Consider the following 18,916-nt stretch of genomic DNA (forward strand, 5'->3'; position numbering starts at 1 on the left):
ACCCTTTCTTCAATCCGCTCCCGTCTTGCCGTGGAATACGGAGAAATTATGCGGCGGCACCGCCGGCGTCTCGACGTAGCCCACAGCCGTTCTGGGATCGGCGGCGGCGAGCCCGCGCGCGCTGCCCTGACGCGGCATCTCGAGCGGGCCCAGCGTCTGCAGATAGGAATCCGCGCCGCTGGTGCGGTCGTAGACGGTGAAATCGGCATCGCGGTCGCGGAAGCTCTTGAGCACCTGGCCCAGCCCCTTCATCCCGGTTTCGCGCTGGCGGCGGACCTGGTCGAGATCGACCTCGATGGGGAACATGTCCTCTTGTCCTGCCGACTGGTGCAGCACCGTCGCCGCCGGATCGACGACCAGCGACCGCCCCACCCCACCGGCCGCCAGGCCGTTGACGTCGAAGACGTAGCACTGGAACTGCGCGGCGGTGGCGCGCGCGATGGCCAGCTCGGCGTCGCGGTCGGTGGTTCCGGTCAGCACCGGGTGCAGCAGCACCTCGACACCGGCGCTGGTCAGCTGGCGCGTGGTTTCGGGGAACCAGATGTCATAGCAGATCGACAGGCCGAACCGGCCCACGCCGGGCACGTCGAAGACGCAGAATTCGGTGCCCGCGCTGATCCCGGCCTCGTAAGGGCGGAACGGGAACATTTTGGAATATTTGGCGACGATGTCGCCATCGGGGTTGATCACCACCGAGGTGTTGAAGATCCGCCCGTCCTCGGCCTTTTCGAACATCGAGCCCGGGATCAGCCAGATGCCGTAGCGCCGTGCGTCGTCCTGAAACTGCGACAGCGCGTCGTTCGGGAACGGCTGGGCGTATTTGTCGAGCGGGCCATAGGGTGCCAGTTCCGAGAAAAGCACCATCTGCGTCCAAGGGAACCGGGCCATCAGAACGTCGATCCTGTGGCGCATCGCCTCGACATTGGAATGAAGCGCCGCGACGTGCATCTGAACGCCGGCAATCGCGAAGGGGGTCATGTTTTCATTGTCTCCGTTGGCGGGGAACTGCTCTGTTCCTCCCCGCAAACCATTGTTGTTTTCAAGCGATGGCGCGCTGGTGTCAGCGCACCACCAATACGGGGCGATCCGCGTGGCGCACGACCCGGTCGGCATTCGACCCCACGAGGAACGTCATCAACTCGTCCGGCGGATGAGACGCCATGACGATCACGTCGGCGCCCACATCGCGGGCCGCCGACAGGATATGTTCGGGCACGTGCCCGTGGCCCACATGGGCCTCGGCCTTGGTGCCCTCGGGCACATGCTCGGCGACGAAGGCATCCAGATCGGCCTTCATCTTTTGCAGCGCCTGTTCCTCGAACCCTGCGGGCAGGTACGACGCGATGGCCGCCGCGCCGAGGTCATGCACGATCCCCAGAAGGTGAAGCGTGCCCCCCGCGCCCACCAGCTTGAGGCTCATGGGCAAGGCCTTTTCCCAGGATGCGGGGTGATTCAGGTCGATCGGCAGTAGCACATTGTCGAACATGGTCGGGCCTCCTTCAGGCGGTTGCGCTCTGCGGCTGCGACCGGCGGCGCTGCATCAGCACCACCAGCCCCAGCACCAGCAGCGCCGGCAGGTACATCAGGTATTTCGACGGCTGCGAGGCCGGGACCTGCACCTGCGTGATCTGCTGATCCCAATCGAGACCAGCGGCCTGCGCCGGGCTGCCGAAGGTGACGTTGTCGATCATGATAACGCCGCCGTTGTCGATATATTCGACCCCCGCCGTCAGCAGCCGGTCGGCGCCGGTCTCGCCCTCGGGCACCGGCAGAAGCGCGGTGAACGTCACCGGATCGCCCACGGCATTCAGCCCGTCGATGGTCAGCCGGATGTCCTGTCCCGGCTCGGCATCGGCCATGGCCTGCTCGATCTGCGCCGGGGGCACGTCCGCGAACGGCGACACGACCATGTCCATCCAGAAGCCCGGACGGAAGAGCGTGAAGGCCACCAGCAGCAACAGCACCGTTTCGTGGATCATGTTGCGCGCCAGGAACCAGCCCTGCGTCGCCGCCGCGAACAGAAGCATCGCGACGGTCGCCGTTATGAAGACGAAGATGCCGTGTATCCAATCCACATCGATCAGCAGAAGATCGGTGTTGAAGATGAAGAGGAACGGCAGCGCGGCGGTTCTGAGCGAATAGAAGAACGCCACAACCCCGGTGCGGATCGGATCGCCGCCCGACACGGCCGCCGCCGCAAACGACGCCAGCCCCACCGGCGGCGTCACGTCCGCCATGATGCCGAAGTAGAACACGAAGAGGTGCACCGCGATCAGCGGCACGATCAGCCCGTTCTGCTGGCCCAGCGTCACGATCACCGGCGCCAGAAGCGCCGACACCACGATGTAGTTGGCCGTCGTGGGCAGACCCATGCCGAGGATCAGCGACAGGATCGCCGTCAGCACCAGGATGGCCATGATATTGCCGCCCGACAGCACCTCGACCACATCCGCCAGCGCCGAGCCGACGCCGGTCTGGCTGACCGCGCCCACGATGATGCCGGCGGTCGCCGTGGCGATGCCGATGCCGATCATGTTGCGCGCGCCCGCGACCAGACCTTCCAGAAGGTCGATAAAGCCCTGGCGGAACGCCACGCCGATGTCACCGGCGTTGCGCATCACCGCAAGGATCGGGCGCTGCGTCACTAGGATGAAGATCATGAAAGACGCCGCCCAGAAGGCCGAGAGGCCCGGCGACAGACGGTCCACCATCAGCGCCCAGACCAGCACCACCACCGGCAGGATGAAATGCAGACCGGATTTCACGGTCGGCCCCGGCTTGGGCAGCTGGGTGACCGGCGCGTTCGGGTCCTCCAGCTTGAGCTCGGGCTGCTGGGCCGACACCCACAAGAGCGCGACATAGACCGTGACCAGCAGCACAAAGACGATATAGCCCGCCGTCTCGGGGAAGGCCGGACGGATCCAGCCCATCAGGTAATAGACCGCGAAGGACAGCGCGCAAATGGCCGCGATGATGAACGAGGTCGAGATCAGCCAGGCGACCAGCGGCTTGGGCTCGACCGCGCGCGGCAGGCCCTGCATGTTCGCCTTCATCGCCTCAAGGTGCACGATGTAGACCAGCGCGATGTAGCTGATGACCGCGGGCACGAAGGCGTGCTTGACCACGTCGAAATACGGGATGCCCACGTATTCGACCATCAGGAAGGCCGCGGCCCCCATCACGGGCGGCATGATCTGGCCGTTGACCGAAGAGGCCACTTCGACCGCGCCGGCCTTTTCCGAGGAAAAGCCCACCTTCTTCATCAGCGGAATGGTGAAGGTGCCGGTGGTGACCACGTTGGCGATCGACGAGCCCGAGATGAGCCCCGTCATGGCCGAGCTGACCACCGCCGCCTTGGCAGGTCCGCCGCGCATGTGGCCCATCAGCGAAAACGCCACCTGGATGAAGTAATTGCCCGCGCCGGCCTTATCCAGCAGCGAGCCGAAGAGCACGAAGAGGAACACGAACGAGGCCGAGACCCCCAGCGCGATGCCGAAGACACCTTCGGTCGTGATCCACTGGTGGTTCACCACTTCGGACAGCGAGTTGCCCTTGTGCGCGATGATCCCGGGCATGTACGGCCCGAGGAAGGTATATGCCAGGAACACCGTCGCCACGATCATCAGCGCCGGGCCAAGCGACCGGCGCGTCGCCTCGAGCAGCAGCAGGATGCCGATCACGGCAACCACGTAATCCTGCATGATCGGCGCGCCGACCCGCGTGGCGATGTCGTCGGAAAAGACGATGATATACAGCGACGATGCGGCGCCGAGGATGGCCAGCGCCCATTCCCAGGACGGGATGCGATCCTTGGGCGAGCCCAGCAGAATCGCGCCGATCACGCCAAGCCCGATCAGCGGTACCCACCAGACCGGCGTTCCCACCTTGGCGCCGACCATGAAGAAGACGGTCAGCAGCGCCGGGATGACCAGCGCCAGGCCCATCTGCGCGGGCGTGCGCTGCGACGGATAGGCGAGGAAGGCCAGAAACAGCGCAAAGGCCAAATGGACAGACCGGGTGTCGGCCTGGTTGAAGACGCCGAAATTGAACATGAACGGCAGCGGCGAGGCGACCCAGAGCTGGAACAGCGACCACGCCAGCGCAGTCACCAGCAGAAAAGTGCCGATCGGTCCGGACGGGCTGCGCCCCCCGGTGTCGGTGGAGGCGACCAGTTCGTCCAGTTCCTCCTGCGACAGACCGCCTTTTCCGGCAGCCTCCTGTTCGACGGCAGCGGATTGAAACTGCTTGTCGTCATCGCTCATGGCGTGTCCCTTTCATCGCATCCGGTCCGGCGCAGGTTGTTCCAAGCGCATCTTTGCCGTTATTGGCCAAAGCACGCCGAGGGGCTTCGGCAAGGGCGAGGGGCCGGGACGGCCCCCCGCAAGCGCAGAGTTTCGGCTGCGGCCGATTACATCCAGCCGCGCTCTTTGTAGTACTTTTCGGCGCCCGGGTGCAGCGGAGCCGACATGCCGGTCGAGATCATGTCCTCTTCGGTCAGGTTCTCGAACGCGGGGTGCAGCCCCTTGAAGCGGTCGAAGTTCTCGAAGACGGCCTTGACCACCTCGTAGACCACGTCATCCGGCACGCTGGCCGAGGTCACGAAGGTCGCCTTCACGCCGAAGGTCTTCACCGGATCCGGGTTGCCCTTGTACATGCCGCCGGGCACGGTCGCCCAGGCGTAATAGGGGTTTTCCTCGACCAGCGTCGCGATCTCGGGCGTTTCGACCGGGATCAGCTTGGCGTCGACCGTGGTCGTGGCTTCCTGGATCGAACCGGCCGGGTGACCAACGGTAAAGATGATCGCGTCGACGTTGTTGTCACCCAGAGCGGCAGACTGTTCGGCCGACTTCAGCTCGGAGGTCAGCGCGAAATCGTCGGTGCTCCACCCCATCGCGTCCATCACGACGTCCATCGTGGCGCGCTGGCCAGACCCGGGGTTGCCGACGTTGATCCGCTTGCCCTTGAGGTCGGTAAAGCTCTCGATGCCGCTGTCCGAACGCGCGATCACGTTGAACGGCTCGCCATGCACCGAGAACACGGCGCGCAGGTCGGGGAAGGCGTCGCCTTCAAACTGCGACGAGCCGTTATAGGCATGGTACTGCCAGTCGGACTGGGCCACGCCCATGTCCATGTCGCCCGCCTTGATAGCGTTGATGTTGGCGATCGAGCCGCCGGTCGACGGCGCGGTGCATTTCAGATTGTGATCCGCCGATCCGCGGTTCACCAGACGGCAGATCGACTGCCCCACCACAAAGTAGACGCCGGTCTGCCCGCCCGTCCCGATGGTGATAAAGCGTTCCTGCGCGGCCGAGGCCGTCGCGGTTATTGCAAAGGTCGCGGCCAGTGCCGCTTTCGTGAACTTGTTCATTAGTCTCCCTTTCTTGCGCTTTTGTTTTGACTTCGGCAAAGCGCTGCCGCCTGTTAGCGTATCACCTCGGAACGGTAGTGCAACCGCGCTCGCCGAAAACGACCCCACAGCACCCGTTTGCGACACTCGTCCTGGGCGAAACGACCATTTACTCGACGTCATCCGCCTAAAAACTCGGCGGCGTGCAGGTGCTGACGATCACGCATTTGCCGTCGCCGATGTTGCGGAACCGATGGGGGATTCGGCTGTCGAAAAGATAGCCGTCACCGGGGTTCAGCACGCGCACGCTGTCGCCCACCGTGACCTCTATGATGCCTTCGATGACCAGCCCCGCCTCTTCGCCTTCGTGGGCCAGCATGTCGGGGCCGGTATCCGCGCCGGGCGGATAGACCTCGTGCAGCATCTGCAACGCGTGGCGCGACGCGTCGCCCACCTGCCGCAGCGACACCCGCGCGGCCCCCTTGCCCAGTCCGATATCCTGCGGCGACAGCTCGACCAGTTCGTCGGCGGTGTAGAAATATTTGGGTACGCCGGCCTCTTCGACCTCGATGAAGAATTCCGACATGGTCATCGAAATCGCGTCCAACAGGCTTTTGAGCGAGGCGACCGAGGGGCTGGATTTATTCTGTTCGATCAGGGAAATCGCGGCGCTCGTCAGGCCCGCGCGCGCGGCAAGGTCGCGTTGCGACATGCCTTTCGTCTCGCGGATTGCCCTCAGCCGGCCACCAATGTCCATGCACGATTCCCCTTTGCGGACCGATAAGAAAACTTGACAGCGGAGCGTGACCAAGGTCAAGCGTTTTTTAACCGCCTGTTTTCCATGCAAAATTAGCGCGAAAAGATGAAATTGACAAATAAACTCGCCATACGATAAGGATTCTTATCATCGACCATCCCGAACCGGAGTGTCCCGCCATGACCGCCACCAAGAAAACCGCCAAGCCCCGGAGCCGCGCAAGCACTGCCGCGAAGGCCAAGAAGGCATCCGCCAGCACGGCCACCAAGGCCAACGCCGCCGTCGCGCCCGAGATCGTCACGCCCGAGGCCGCACCGGCCGTCGCCGCAGTCGCGCCCGCGCAAACAAACGCCGCTCTCTGGGCCCGCCGCGAGGCCGCCGTTGCGCGCGGTGTCGGATCGGCCGCTCCGGTCTTTGCCGCCCGCGCCGAAAACGCCGAACTTTGGGACGTCGAAGGCAAGCGCTACATCGACTTCGCCGGCGGCATCGCCGTTCTGAACACCGGCCATCGTCATCCGGGCGTCATCGCCGCGGCCAAGGCGCAGGAAGACCTCTACACCCACACCTCTTTCCAGGTCGTCCCCTACGAGCCTTACGTCGCGCTGGCCGAAAAGCTGAACGCGCTGGCGCCGGGCGATTTCGCCAAGAAGACGCTGCTGGTGACCACCGGCGCCGAGGCCGTCGAGAACGCGGTCAAGATCGCCCGCGCTCACACCGGCCGCCCGGGCGTGATCGCTTTCAACAGCTCGTATCACGGTCGCACGCTGCTGACGCTGGGAATGACCGGCAAGGTCAACCCCTACAAAAAAGACGTGGGTCCCTTCCCCTCCGACATTTTCCGCGCGCCCTTCCCCGATGACCGCGCCGGAATCACCGTCGAGGATTCGCTGAAGGCGCTCGAGATGCTGTTCCTTACCGATGCCCAGCCCGACCGGGTCGCCGCGATCATCCTGGAACCCGTGCTTGGCGAAGGCGGCTATCACCCGGTGCCCGCCGAGATGTGGCAGGCGCTGCGCGCGATCTGCGACAAACACGGCATCCTGCTGATTTCGGACGAGATTCAGGCGGGCTTTGGCCGCACCGGCACGTGGTTCGCCATCGAGCATTCCGGCGTCGCGCCTGACCTCATCACCTGCGCCAAGTCGATGGCGGGCGGCTATCCGGTGGCAGGCGTCATCGGCCGCGCCGAGGTGATGGACGCGCTGGCCCCCGGCGGGCTGGGTGGCACCTATGGCGGTAACCCGGTCGCCTGTGCCGCCGCCCTCGCCGCCATCGAGGCAATCGAGACCGAGGGCCTGCTGGCCCGCTCCACCGCTCTGGGCGAGACCATGCGCGCGCGCTTTGCCGACATGGGTGCCCGCGTCGCCCCCTACCGGATGTGGGACATCCGTGGGCTGGGCGCGATGCTGGCGGTCGAATTCGTGACCGATTTCGACACCGCCGTGCCGGACGCCGCCTTTACCAAGTCGGTGATCGGCCACGCGCTGAACCGCGGTCTGATCCTGCTGGCCTGCGGCATGCACGGCAACGCGGTGCGTATCATGGTCCCGCTGACCGCGTCGGACGCCATCATCGAAGAGGGCATGGCCATCTTCGAGGCCGCGCTGGCCGACGCCGTGGCCGCTGAATTCCAGCACGCCGCCGAGTGATCCAGGATAAAGGGCGCGGGTCCTGACTCCGCGCCCTTTGCCACAACGCTTCGTCCGCATAAACTGTGAGAGTCGCGCGACGACCATCACAGGAGACGCCCCATGTCCCACATCTTTCCCCGCCACACCCGCCAGCAACCGCCCGTCGCTGTTGGCGGCGACGGCTGTTACCTGATCGACGCCAGCGGCAAGCGCTATCTCGACGCCTCGGGCGGCGCGGCGGTGTCCTGCCTTGGGCACAGCGACCGCGCCGTCGTCGACGCGATCAAGACCCAGATCGACACGCTGGCCTTTGCCCATACCGGCTTTTTCACCTCGGAACCGGCCGAAAAGCTGGCCGATCTGCTGATCGCCAACGCGCCCGGCGATCTCGACCGGGTCTATCTGGTGTCCGGCGGGTCCGAGGCGACCGAGGCCGCGATCAAGCTCGCGCGCCAGTATTGGGTCGAAAAAGGCGAGCCCAAGCGCGGCCGTCTCATCGCCCGCAAGCAAAGCTATCACGGCAACACCATCGGGTCGCTGTCGGCGGGCGGCAACGAATGGCGGCGCGCGCAGTTCGGGCCGCTCTTGCTGGACGTCAGCCACATCGACCCCTGCTACGAATACCGCTACCGGCGCGACGACGAGACCGCCGAGGATTACGGCCTGCGCGCCGCCCAGGCGCTGGAGGACGAGATCCTGCGCCTGGGCCCGGAAACCGTGATGGCCTTCATGGCCGAGCCCGTGGTCGGCGCCACCGCCGGCGCGCTGGCGCCCGCGCCCGGCTATTTCAAACGCATCCGCGAGATTTGCGATAAATACGGCGTGCTGCTGATCCTCGACGAGGTCATGTGCGGCATGGGCCGCACGGGCTCGCTCTTTGCCTGCGAACAGGACGGGGTCGCGCCCGACATCGCCTGTATCGCCAAGGGGCTTGGCGCGGGCTACCAGCCCATTGGCGCGATGCTCTGCACCTCTGAAATCTACGGCACGATCGAAGCCGGATCAGGCTTTTTCCAGCACGGTCACACCTATGTCGGCCACCCGACCGCCGCCGCCTGCGGGCTGGCCGTGGTGGGCGCGATCCTCGACCGCGGTCTGGTGGCGCGGGTCAACGAACAGGGCGACAAGCTGGCCGCGCGGCTGCAAGACCGCTTTGGCCAGCACCCGCATGTGGGCGATCTGCGCGGGCGCGGGCTCTTCCGCGGGATCGAGCTGGTGGTCGACCGCGACAGCAAGACCTCGTTCGATCCCGCCAAGGGTGTCGCGGGCAAGATCAAGAAGGCCGCCTTCGAGGCCGGGCTGATCTGCTATCCGATGTCGGGCACCATCGACGGCAGGACCGGCGACCACGTCCTGCTGGCCCCGCCCTTCATCATCGAGGATCACCAGCTCGACGAGCTGGTCGACAAGCTTTCGGGCGCCATCGAGGCGGCGATCTGATGCTGAGAGAACATCAGCGCTACGCCACCTTCGCCGGCGCGGCCGTTCTGACGGTACTGTCTTTCCTCGGGCTCTTCATTAGCGGCTGGTTCGTCCTGCCGCTGGCGCTTTTCGGCGTGTTGACGGCGATGGGCATCTACGATGTCACCCAAACCAGACACGCCATCCTGCGAAATTACCCCGTGCTGGGGCATATGCGGTTCCTCTTCGAGGGCATCCGCCCCGAGATCCGCCAGTACCTGATCGAGAACGACGCCGACGAAGAACCCTTCTCGCGCGAGCAGCGCAGCCTTGTCTATCAGCGCGCCAAGGGGGTCGAGGACAAGCGCCCCTTCGGTTCGCGCCGCAGGGTCTATGACGCGGGCTACGAATGGCTGACCCATTCCGCCATGCCCACCAGGATCGACGACAAGGATTTCCGCGTTCGCGTCGGCGGGCCGGACTGCAAGCAGCCTTACGATCTGTCGCTCTTCAACATCTCGGCGATGAGCTTTGGCGCTTTGTCGGCCAACGCCATTCTCGCGCTCAACACCGGCGCGGCGCGGGGCGGCTTTGCCCATGATACCGGCGAGGGCGGCATCTCGCGCTATCACCGGCAGGGTGGCGGCGATCTGATCTATGAAATCGGCTCGGGCTATTACGGCTGCTGCACCGACGACGGGCGTTTCGATCCAGAAAAATTCCGCACACAATCCGCCGATCCGCAGGTCAAGATGATCGAGCTGAAGCTGAGCCAGGGCGCCAAGCCCGGCCACGGCGGCATGTTGCCCGCGGCCAAGATCACCCCCGAGATCGCCGAGGCGCGCGGCATCCCGATGGGGCGCGACTGCATCTCGCCCGCCGCGCATCCCGAGTTTTCAACCCCCACCGAGATGATCGAGTTCATCGGCCGGCTGCGCGATTTGTCGGGGGGCAAGCCGGTGGGTTTCAAGCTCTGCATCGGGCACCGGCGCGAATTCATGTGTATCGTCAAAGCGATGCTGGAGACCGGCATTACCCCCGATTTCATCGTGATCGACGGCAAGGAAGGCGGCACCGGCGCAGCCCCCGTGGAATTCGCCGATCACATGGGCATGCCGCTGGTCGAAGGCCTGACCTTCGCGCACAACACCCTGCGCGGTGCGGGTCTGCGCGACCGGATCCGGATCGGCGCGTCGGGCAAGCTGGTGTCGTCCTTCGCCATCCTCAAGATGATCGCTCTGGGGGCGGATTGGGCCAATTCCGCGCGCGGCTTCATGTTCGCGGTCGGTTGCATCCAGGCCCAGGCCTGCCACACCAACCATTGCCCCGTCGGCGTCGCCACCCAGGACCCGCTGCGCCAGAGGGCGCTCGACGTGGGCGACAAATCCGAACGGGTCGCGCGCTTTCACGCCAACACGATGCACGCCGTCGCCGAGCTGACCAGCGCGGCGGGTCTGATGCATCCGGGCGAGTTTCTTCCGCATCACCTGCTCTTGCGCGAGGGCGAGCGCACGATGGTCACTGGCAACGAAATCTATCCCTATATGCCCGAGGGTTTCCTGCTGGACGATAGCGAAGATGACCGTTTCGGCTACAAGATGCGCTGGCGCCGCGCGGCGGCCGACAGCTTTCAGCCGTTCGACACCGAAACGCGGCGCGGGCCATGAGCAGCCGGTTGCCGCCGCTGGACGACGACGCCTGGTCTGCCGAGATCGCCGACATGAAGGATGGCTTCGCCGGGGGGCTCAACGTCTATCGCGTCATGGCCCATCACCCCGCGCTGCTGCGCGCCTGGGCGCCGCTGCGCGCCCATGTGGTGACCCGCGCGGCCTTGGGTCCGCAGCTGTCCGAAGTCGCGATCCTGCGCACCGGCCACCGGTTGGGGTCGTCTTATGAGTGGCACCAGCACATCGACCGCGCGCGACGGCGCGGGCTGGAGGATGCGCGCATCGCCTCCATCGCGGGGCTGCTTGAAGGCATGGCGCCGGTTGATGCGCTCGTCGCCGGGGCCGTCGACGAACTGATGGACGACCATAAACTTTCGGCGGGCACTGCCGAGGCCCTGTTCGCCAAGCTGGGCAAGGACGCGACGCTCGACCTGATTGCGACGGTGGGCTTCTATTCGGTGCTTGGCTGGATCCTGAACTCCTTCGACGTGCCGCTCGACGACGACATCGCCGAGGCCTTGCGGCAGCACCCGTTCGCCCACTGAGAGACGGCGCGCCGTTTCGCCCCGGTTCTCGCAACGCAAACTGCGCCCCTGAATTGTCGCCCGTCGAAATCCGGAACCGGACGGAAGGGTCTGCCGCAATGTCCTTCGCTCTGGATCAGATGCTCGCCGAGGATTGCGCCGGAATGCGGCGGCGCGCCGCCAACATGACCAAAACGCGCGCGATCCCATTACGCGTGGCCACATGCTCAGGCCGCGCGGGCATTGGCGACGTCTGGGACATGCACCGAGGTGGCGTCGTCGTTCAGACGAAAGCGCTGCACCAGCGTGGCCAGGTTGCCCGATTCGGTGCGCAACCGATGGGCGGCAGCGGTCGTTTCCTCGACCATCGCGGCGTTTTGCTGAGTGACCTGGTCGAGGTTTCCGACGCCGATGTTGATCTCCTTGATGCCTTGCGCCTGCTCGTTGGCGCCTGTCGCGATGCCGCTGACGAGTTCCGAAATTTCGTTGATCCGGGTCACCACATCGTTGAGGTCGGTGCCCGCCTGACCCACCAGAAGCGCGCCTTCCTTGACCCGTTCGGTGGAGCCGTCTATCAGCGCCTTGATCTGCCCGGCCGCGTCGGAACTGCGCTGCGCCAGCGCCCGCACCTCAGAGGCGACCACGGCAAAGCCCTTGCCCGAGCTGCCCGCGCGCGCCGCCTCGACGCCCGCATTCAGAGCCAGAAGGTTGGTCTGGAAGGCGATATCGTCGATCACCACGATGATCTCGGCGATCTGTTCGGAGGATTTCTCGATCTGGGTCATCGCCGACACCGCCGATTGCATCACGGTTTCGTTGCGATGCGCCATTTCCGTGGCGTCTTTGACCCGCTGATCGACCGCCTTAGCGCTTTCGGCGGCCGAGGTCACGCTGGCCACCAGTTCGTCGAGCGCCGCGGCGGTCTGTTCCAGCGTGGCGGCCTGGGTTTCGGTGCGGTGCGACAGGTCATCGCTGGCGCCGGCGATTTCCTTGGACCCGCTGCGCATGCTGTGGGCGTTGTCGCGCACCTCGCGGATTGCGTCGTGCAGACTGTGCACCGCCTTGTTGTACGTCTCGCGCAGGGCGGCATATTCCGCCGGGAATTCGTCGCCCAGCGACCGGGTCAGAACCCCGCCGGCGAGCGCCGTCAGCGCCTCTTCCAACATGGCGACGACCTTGGCCTGGGTCTCCTGATCCGCCCGCTGGGCGGCCTCGGCGGCCTTGCCCCGGGCCAGACGTTGGGTCAGTTCCGACAGGTGGCGGGCGATGTCGCCGAAGGCGTCCGCGCGCCCCTGCATCGGGATCTCGTCATCGTATTTTTCCTCGGAGATCCTTTCGATGCTCGCCGTCACCAGGGCCAGCGGCCGACCGAGGATCCAGCGCAGCACCAGGATCGTGGCAACGAAGAGCCCGACGAAGATGGCGCCCACCTCGGCCAGTATATAAAGAATACTGGTTCGAAGATCGTCCATCCGGGCGGCGACGCTCGCCTCCATCGCCACGACACCCAGAACGGGGCCGTCGGCGGTCTTGCGGATCGGATGGGCGGTGATCAGCCCGTTGTCACTGCGCGCCACGTCGCCCGAGGCCAATGCCCGCGTGACCAACCTATCCAGCAGCGCCAGGCTGGCGGCGGGACCGACCTGCGTCAGAACCTCGCCCGCGGCGCCCCGAACCGACATCGAAACCCCGTCCTCGCCCGCCGCGCTGACCTCTTTATCCACAAGCTCCTGGATCTTGGGCGTGGCGTTGAACCTGACCGCGTCCGCCAGCCCCAGAGAGGCGCTTTCGGTCGCGCGCAGCGCCAAATCCGCCACATTCCTCGTCTCGATCCTTTCGACCATTTGAATGGCCTGATACCCGAGCAACAAGGCAAGAAGCAGCGTGGACACCGCCATGACGCCTGCGCATTTCACGAAAACCGACGATTTGAAGATGGAGAACCGGTTTTTCAAGCTGGTCACGGTCATGGCGATATCCCTTTTATGTTCAGACAGGCGTTACATCAGCGAGTCGGCGTTCACGCCGACCGTCATTGCGCCGATCACCTTGCCGGTGGCCGGATCGGTCACCGCGACCGAGATCTGCGCCTGATAGCTCTGACTGGATTCGTCGAACTCGATATCGCCGTAATGCACCGCCCCCGGCCCCATGCCGTAGGTCTTCTGATGCTTGTCCTCGTCCCCCTGCCAGTAATCAGAGGTGACGCCAGAGGTGGCGACGTTCAGCCCGACCGCGTCCATCAAAAAAATCCCGGTGATGGTGCCGCCCGAGCCATTGACGATCTCGCGCAGGAAATCCGAGGTCGGATTGGCCAGGACCGGCGTGATGGTCGGCGTGTCTGCACCGCCGATTTCGCCGCGCCAGGCCTGATCGAGCGCGTCGATCCCGGCGGCGTCGAGGGCCGACGTCATGTCGTTCTGGGCCAGGATCGAGACGACGATGCGCTCATCCCCCGCCCAGGGCATGATGTTGCCGTCAAGATAGCTTTCCAGCGCGGTGCGATAGTCGACGGCTTGCGCCGCCACGGCGCCCGTCAGGACAAGCGCGGAGGCCAGAAGGGTGGATTTCAGCATGATAGGTTCCTCAGGATTCGATTGTGTCCGATGGCGCGCCACAAGGCGGCACACCCGGCGCGACCCTAGACGCCAATCTCCTGCCGCAAGGTTAATCCCGCCGCGATCCCATCAAACTTGATCGATTTTTCGCATTCACGCGCCGAAACGTCGGAAAACGACGTCTTGTCGCATTTTTACAAGACCCCGGGCAAAGCGCGCGGAAGGCTGCGAAGACGTCAGATCGGAAACCGCATGGCCGCGATGCAGAGCACCATCGTTCTTGTTCTCCGCACCATCGGTGCGCGGCGGGGGCGCGCGGCGCGGGGGCGCCCGGACAGGGCCACCGCCCTCTTTCCAACCCTCTGACGGAGAACATACATGAACGCCCAACCCCCTCGCCGCTCCGGTGGACGCGCCGCGCGCCACAAGGCCCGCAACGCGCCGCTGGCCGAGCACCTTCAACCCATTCGCGCCGGCATGCCGGGCGGCGTGCTCAAACCGCTGAGCGACGCCGATTGCGCGCGTATCCACGAAGCGGCGCTCGAAGCGCTGGAAACCATCGGCCTCGCGGACGCGCCCGCCAGCGGCATCGCCGCGATGACCGCCTTGGGCGCCCGACAGGGCGAGGACGGCCGGCTGCGCTTTCCCCGCGCGCTGGTCGAGGACGTGCTGGCCCAGGCCAACCGAAGCGTGACCCTGCATGGGCGCGAGGCGCGCCACGATCTGACGCTGGCGGGCAGCGCGGTGCATTACGGCACCGCCGGCGCGGCGGTGCATCTGGTCGACATGGCCACCGGGACCTACCGCGAAAGCACCCTGGAGGATCTGCACGACGCCGCGCGGATCGCCGACAGGCTGGACAACATCCATTTCCTGCAGCGCCCCATGGTGGCGCGCGACATCCCCGACAGCCGCGAGCTTGACCTCAACACGGTCTATGCCTGCTGCGCGGGCACCACGAAACACGTGGGCACATCGTTCACCGATGCCTCCTTCGTCGAGGATGCGCTGGAGCTGCTGCACCTGATCGCTGGCGGCGAGGACGCATGGCGGGCGCGGCCTTTCGTGTCGAACTCGAACTGCTTCGTCGTGCCGCCGATGAAATTCGCCACCGAAAGCTGCCTGGTGATGGAGGCCTGCATCCGCGGCGGCATGCCGGTTCTGCTGCTCTCGGCGGGTCAGGCCGGGGCGACGGCGCCGGCCTCGATCGCAGGGGCCATCGTGCAGGCCTGCGCGGAATGCCTGGCGGGGCTGGTCTATGTCCACGCCATCCAGCCCGGGCACCCGGTGATCTTCGGCACCTGGCCGTTCGTGTCGGATCTGCGCACCGGGGCGATGTCGGGCGGGTCGGGCGAACAGGCGCTGCTGACGGCGGGCTGCGCGCAGATGCATCGGTTCTACGGCATTCCCGGCGGCGCGGCGGGCGGCATCGCCGACGCCAAGCTGCCCGACATGCAGGCGGGATGGGAGCAGATGTGCTCGAACGTGATGGCGGGACTGTCGGGGCTGAACATGGTCTACGAGGCGGCGGGGATGCATGCGTCGCTGCTGGGCTTCTGCCACGAGTCGCTCATTCTGGGCGACGACCTGATCGGGCAGGCCTTGCGCTGCGTGCGCGGGATCGACGTGGACGAGGATGCGCTGAGCCTTGAGACCATGCGCGCCACCTGCCTCGGCGGGCCGGGGCATTACCTGGGCTCGGACCAGACGCTGTCGCGGATGCAGACCGATTACGTCTACCCTTCGCTGGGGGACCGGTCCTCGCCCAAGGAATGGGAGGAGAAAGGCCGCCCCGACCTGATCGCGCGCGCCACCACCCGCAAGGAAGAGATCCTGTCGCACCGCGCTGCCGCGCGCTTCGATGCCGCGAGCGACCGCGCCATCCGCGACCGTTTCCCGATCCACCTGCCGGCCTGACGCAACCCAACCCCGGGCCCGGCCCCGGGTCCAGGCTGCGCTTGACGCCAGGCGCCGCGCGGTGTGTCTGGAGCCTGCGCAGCCCGGAACGGAGTCCCCAATGCCCTATCTCACCCTCGCCCTGGCCGTTCTGGCCGAAACCATCGGCACCACCGCGCTGCAGGCCAGCCAGCAATTCACCCGGCCCCTGCCATCGATCGTCGTCGTCGTCGCCTATGCCGCGGCCTTCTACCTGCTGGGCAACGCGCTGAAATTCTTTCCCGTGGGCATCGCCTATGCCATTTGGTCCGGCCTCGGCATCGTCCTGATCGCCGTCATCGGCTTTGCCGTCTTCGGCCAAAGGCTCGACCTGCCCGCGATCCTCGGGATGGCGATGATCCTGGGCGGCATTCTGGTCATCAACCTCTTTTCCGGCACCGCGACGCATTAGGGGGTGGCCTTTCCCGCGCTGCCCGGCTACGCCGCGCGCAACCCGAGACAAAGGCATACCCATGGACCTGCGCAACATCGCAATCATCGCTCACGTCGACCACGGCAAGACGACGCTGGTGGACGAGCTTCTCAAACAATCCGGCGCTTTCCGCGAAAATCAGGCCGTGGCCGAGCGCGCCATGGACAGCAACGACCTTGAGCGCGAGCGCGGCATCACCATCTTCGCCAAGCCCACCTCGGTCGAGTGGAAGGGCACGCGGATCAACATCGTCGACACCCCCGGCCACGCCGATTTCGGCGGCGAGGTCGAGCGGATCCTGTCGATGGTCGATGGTGTGGTTCTGCTGGTGGACGCCGCCGAAGGCCCGATGCCGCAGACCAAGTTCGTCACCTCCAAGGCGCTGGCCCTGGGCCTGCGCCCCATCGTCGTGCTGAACAAGGTCGACAAGCCCGACGCCGAACCCGACCGCGCGCTCGACGAATGTTTCGACCTCTTCGCGTCGCTCGACGCCGACGAGGACCAGCTCGATTTCCCGCATATGTACGCCTCGGGCCGCAACGGCTGGGCGGACGCCGATCTTGACGGCCCGCGCAAGGATCTCTCGGCGCTTTTTCAGCTGATCGTCAACCACGTGCCCGCGCCACGCCAGATCAAACATCAGGACGAGGATTTCCGGATGCTGGCCACGACGCTGGGCTCTGACCCCTTCGTCGGCCGTTTGCTGACCGGCCGGGTCGAATCCGGTCGCGTCAAGGTGGGCCAGACGGTGCAGGCGATCAGCCGCATTGGCCAGAAGATCGAACAATTCCGCGTCACCCGCGTGCAGGCGTTCCGCGGCCTCGGCCAGCAGGACATCGACCAGGGCGAGGCGGGCGACATCGTCAGCCTTGCGGGCATGACCAAGGCCACCGTGGCCGACACGATCTGCGCTTTGGCAGTGGACGAACCGCTCGACGCCCAGCCCATCGACCCGCCCACCATCACCGTGACCTTCGGCATCAACGACTCTCCCCTCGCAGGCCGCGACGGCAAAAAGGTGCAGTCCCGCGTCATCCGCGAGCGACTGATGAAAGAGGCCGAGGGCAACGTCGCGATCAAGGTCGCCGACACGCCGGGCGGCGAGGCTTTCGAGGTCTCGGGCCGGGGCGAATTGCAGATGGGCGTTCTGATCGAGAACATGCGCCGCGAGGGCTTTGAGCTGTCGATCTCGCGCCCGCAGGTCATCATGAAAGAGATCGACGGCCAACTGATGGAGCCGGTAGAAGAAGCCACCATCGACGTCGACGACGAATATTCGGGTGCTGTGATCGAAAAGCTGACCGGCGCGCGCAAGGGCGAACTGGCCGAGATGAAGCCCGCCGGCGCCGGCAAGACCCGGATCGTGGCGCATGTGCCGTCGCGCGGGCTTATTGGCTATCACGGCGAGTTTCTGACCGACACGCGCGGCACCGGCGTTCTGAACCGCGTCTTCCACGGCTGGACCCCGCACAAAGGCCCGATCCCGGGCCGCCGCGCGGGCGTTCTGATCTCGATGGAAAACGGCGAGGCCGTGGCCTATGCGCTGTGGAACCTCGAAGATCGCGGGCGCATGTTCATCGGCGCGCAGGCCCCTGTCTATACCGGCATGATCATCGGCGAGCACAGCCGCGAAAACGATCTCGAGGTGAACCCGCTCAAGGGCAAGAAGCTGACCAACGTGCGCGCCTCCGGCACGGACGAGGCGGTGCGCCTGACCACCCCGATCACCCTGTCGCTGGAAGAGGCCATCGCCTATATCAACGACGACGAGCTGGTCGAGGTCACGCCCAACGCGATCCGCCTGCGCAAGCGCTATCTCGATCCGCACGAACGCAAACGGATGGCGAAAAACGCCTGACCCCTTCACTTTCCCTCATTCCTCTGGCTAGACTGTGCTTATGCGGGCGGTTCTGGCGGTGACATTGGGGGTTGTTTCAGGCTTTGCGCAGGCTGGGGAACTGGCCTGCGACAACGGCATCGTGCAGGCCACGGCGGAAAATGCCGACACGGCGGCGGCGATCTGCGCCGCCTCGGACGCGGCGCTGGCGCAGCTTGGGCGCTGCGACCTGCCGATGCCCAAGGCCCCCCTCTCCATCGTCACGCAAGAGGATCTGGGCGACAATTGCGTCGGGCTCTTTCATTGCGGCGAAAGCCTGATCGAAATCCTGCCGCCCGAAAAATTGTCGGAAAAGCGCTCCGAGCTCGGCCTGTTCCAGGCGCTCTCGGACGAGCGGCTTTTCGAAAGCGTGATCCAGCACGAGATCGCCCATGCGGTCTACGACCGAACCCCCTGCCCGATCGACACCTGCATCGCCAGCAGCGAATATTTCGCCTATGTGGTCCAGATCATGGCGCTGACCGATCCCGAGCGCGACGCGGTTCTGGCCGATCTGGACGAAACGGTCCAGATCGGGCGCGACGTGATCAACCCGTTTGTTCTTTTCATGGCGCCGGACCGCTTTGCGCTGTTGTCCTGGCAACACATCAGCCAACGCGGCGACCGCTGCGCCTATCTCCGACAAGTGGTGGACGGCAGCATCGTCTTCGACCGCGAACACCCCTGACCCGGGGCGGCCTGCCCGCGCTTAGAGCGTCGTCCATTTAATCTGCAACATATCCGGCAGCCTTGAAGAGGTTTCTGCACTCGTTTGGCGGGAAGAGAT

16 protein-coding genes are annotated in these 18,916 nt (G+C 65.5%); 9 read left to right on the forward strand and 7 right to left on the reverse strand.

Annotated elements, in window-relative coordinates; translation table 11 throughout:
* Positions 1 to 9: 9 nt before the first annotated feature.
* The 5 genes from RXV88_RS17555 to RXV88_RS17575 all read right to left on the reverse strand — a co-directional run bounded on the left by RXV88_RS17555 (position 10) and on the right by RXV88_RS17575 (position 6,104).
* The gene (locus tag RXV88_RS17555) at positions 10 to 978 is read right to left on the reverse strand and encodes a carbon-nitrogen hydrolase family protein (protein WP_316294798.1); all 969 of its coding nucleotides are present in this window, start codon (positions 976 to 978) and stop codon (positions 10 to 12) included.
* 82 nt (positions 979 to 1,060) lie between these two features.
* Positions 1,061 to 1,486, reverse strand: a complete 426-nt coding sequence (locus RXV88_RS17560) for a universal stress protein (RefSeq protein WP_316294799.1) — start codon at positions 1,484 to 1,486, stop codon at positions 1,061 to 1,063.
* Between the two features lie 13 nt (positions 1,487 to 1,499).
* Complete coding sequence (locus tag RXV88_RS17565) at positions 1,500 to 4,262, reverse strand: TRAP transporter permease (protein ID WP_316294800.1); 2,763 nt, start codon at positions 4,260 to 4,262, stop codon at positions 1,500 to 1,502.
* A gap of 146 nt (positions 4,263 to 4,408) precedes the next feature.
* A complete protein-coding gene (locus tag RXV88_RS17570; RefSeq protein ID WP_316294801.1) occupies positions 4,409 to 5,368 on the reverse strand; it encodes a TAXI family TRAP transporter solute-binding subunit in 960 nt (319 codons plus the stop codon).
* 166 nt (positions 5,369 to 5,534) lie between these two features.
* Positions 5,535 to 6,104, reverse strand: coding sequence for a cupin domain-containing protein (locus tag RXV88_RS17575; RefSeq protein ID WP_316294802.1), 570 nt, complete (start codon positions 6,102 to 6,104; stop codon positions 5,535 to 5,537).
* Positions 6,105 to 6,283: 179 nt separating this feature from the next.
* Between RXV88_RS17575 and gabT the strand changes: the two genes are divergently transcribed.
* The 4 genes from gabT (at position 6,284) to RXV88_RS17595 (ending at position 11,348) form a co-directional block, all read left to right on the forward strand.
* Positions 6,284 to 7,753: a 4-aminobutyrate--2-oxoglutarate transaminase gene (gene gabT / locus RXV88_RS17580; RefSeq protein WP_316294803.1), complete on the forward strand. Its 1,470-nt coding sequence runs from the start codon at positions 6,284 to 6,286 to the stop codon at positions 7,751 to 7,753.
* Positions 7,754 to 7,855: 102 nt separating this feature from the next.
* Positions 7,856 to 9,175 (forward strand): aspartate aminotransferase family protein, encoded by a 1,320-nt coding sequence (locus RXV88_RS17585; RefSeq protein ID WP_316294804.1) that lies wholly within the window; start codon positions 7,856 to 7,858, stop codon positions 9,173 to 9,175.
* On the forward strand, positions 9,175 to 10,803 hold the full coding sequence (locus tag RXV88_RS17590; protein ID WP_316294805.1) for an FMN-binding glutamate synthase family protein: 1,629 nt from the start codon (positions 9,175 to 9,177) through the stop codon (positions 10,801 to 10,803). The genes RXV88_RS17585 and RXV88_RS17590 overlap by 1 nt, the downstream gene beginning before the upstream one ends.
* On the forward strand, positions 10,800 to 11,348 hold the full coding sequence (locus RXV88_RS17595; protein WP_316294806.1) for a carboxymuconolactone decarboxylase family protein: 549 nt from the start codon (positions 10,800 to 10,802) through the stop codon (positions 11,346 to 11,348). Before RXV88_RS17590 ends, RXV88_RS17595 begins: the two co-directional genes overlap by 4 nt.
* 206 nt (positions 11,349 to 11,554) lie before the next feature.
* On the opposite strand, the gene RXV88_RS17600 is transcribed toward RXV88_RS17595, so the two are convergent.
* Positions 11,555 to 13,297, reverse strand: coding sequence for a methyl-accepting chemotaxis protein (locus RXV88_RS17600; protein ID WP_316294807.1), 1,743 nt, complete (start codon positions 13,295 to 13,297; stop codon positions 11,555 to 11,557).
* 30 nt (positions 13,298 to 13,327) lie between these two features.
* The gene (locus RXV88_RS17605) at positions 13,328 to 13,903 is read right to left on the reverse strand and encodes a hypothetical protein (RefSeq protein ID WP_316294808.1); all 576 of its coding nucleotides are present in this window, start codon (positions 13,901 to 13,903) and stop codon (positions 13,328 to 13,330) included.
* A gap of 117 nt (positions 13,904 to 14,020) precedes the next feature.
* Between RXV88_RS17605 and RXV88_RS17610 the strand changes: the two genes are divergently transcribed.
* From RXV88_RS17610 to RXV88_RS17630, 5 genes are all read left to right on the forward strand, one after another.
* On the forward strand, positions 14,021 to 14,251 hold the full coding sequence (locus RXV88_RS17610) for a hypothetical protein (protein ID WP_316294809.1): 231 nt from the start codon (positions 14,021 to 14,023) through the stop codon (positions 14,249 to 14,251).
* Positions 14,252 to 14,263: 12 nt separating this feature from the next.
* Entirely contained in the window at positions 14,264 to 15,802 is a 1,539-nt protein-coding gene (locus RXV88_RS17615; protein ID WP_316294810.1) for a trimethylamine methyltransferase family protein, read from the forward strand.
* Positions 15,803 to 15,902: 100 nt separating this feature from the next.
* Positions 15,903 to 16,232, forward strand: coding sequence for an SMR family transporter (locus tag RXV88_RS17620; RefSeq protein ID WP_316294811.1), 330 nt, complete (start codon positions 15,903 to 15,905; stop codon positions 16,230 to 16,232).
* 61 nt (positions 16,233 to 16,293) lie between these two features.
* Positions 16,294 to 18,111: a translational GTPase TypA gene (gene typA / locus RXV88_RS17625; protein WP_316294812.1), complete on the forward strand. Its 1,818-nt coding sequence runs from the start codon at positions 16,294 to 16,296 to the stop codon at positions 18,109 to 18,111.
* Between the two features lie 40 nt (positions 18,112 to 18,151).
* A complete protein-coding gene (locus RXV88_RS17630; protein WP_316294813.1) occupies positions 18,152 to 18,817 on the forward strand; it encodes a DUF6639 family protein in 666 nt (221 codons plus the stop codon).
* Positions 18,818 to 18,916: the final 99 nt, after the last annotated feature.

It is taken from the genome of Aestuariicoccus sp. MJ-SS9 (genome assembly GCF_032586235.1).
Lineage (GTDB): Bacteria > Pseudomonadota > Alphaproteobacteria > Rhodobacterales > Rhodobacteraceae > Aestuariicoccus.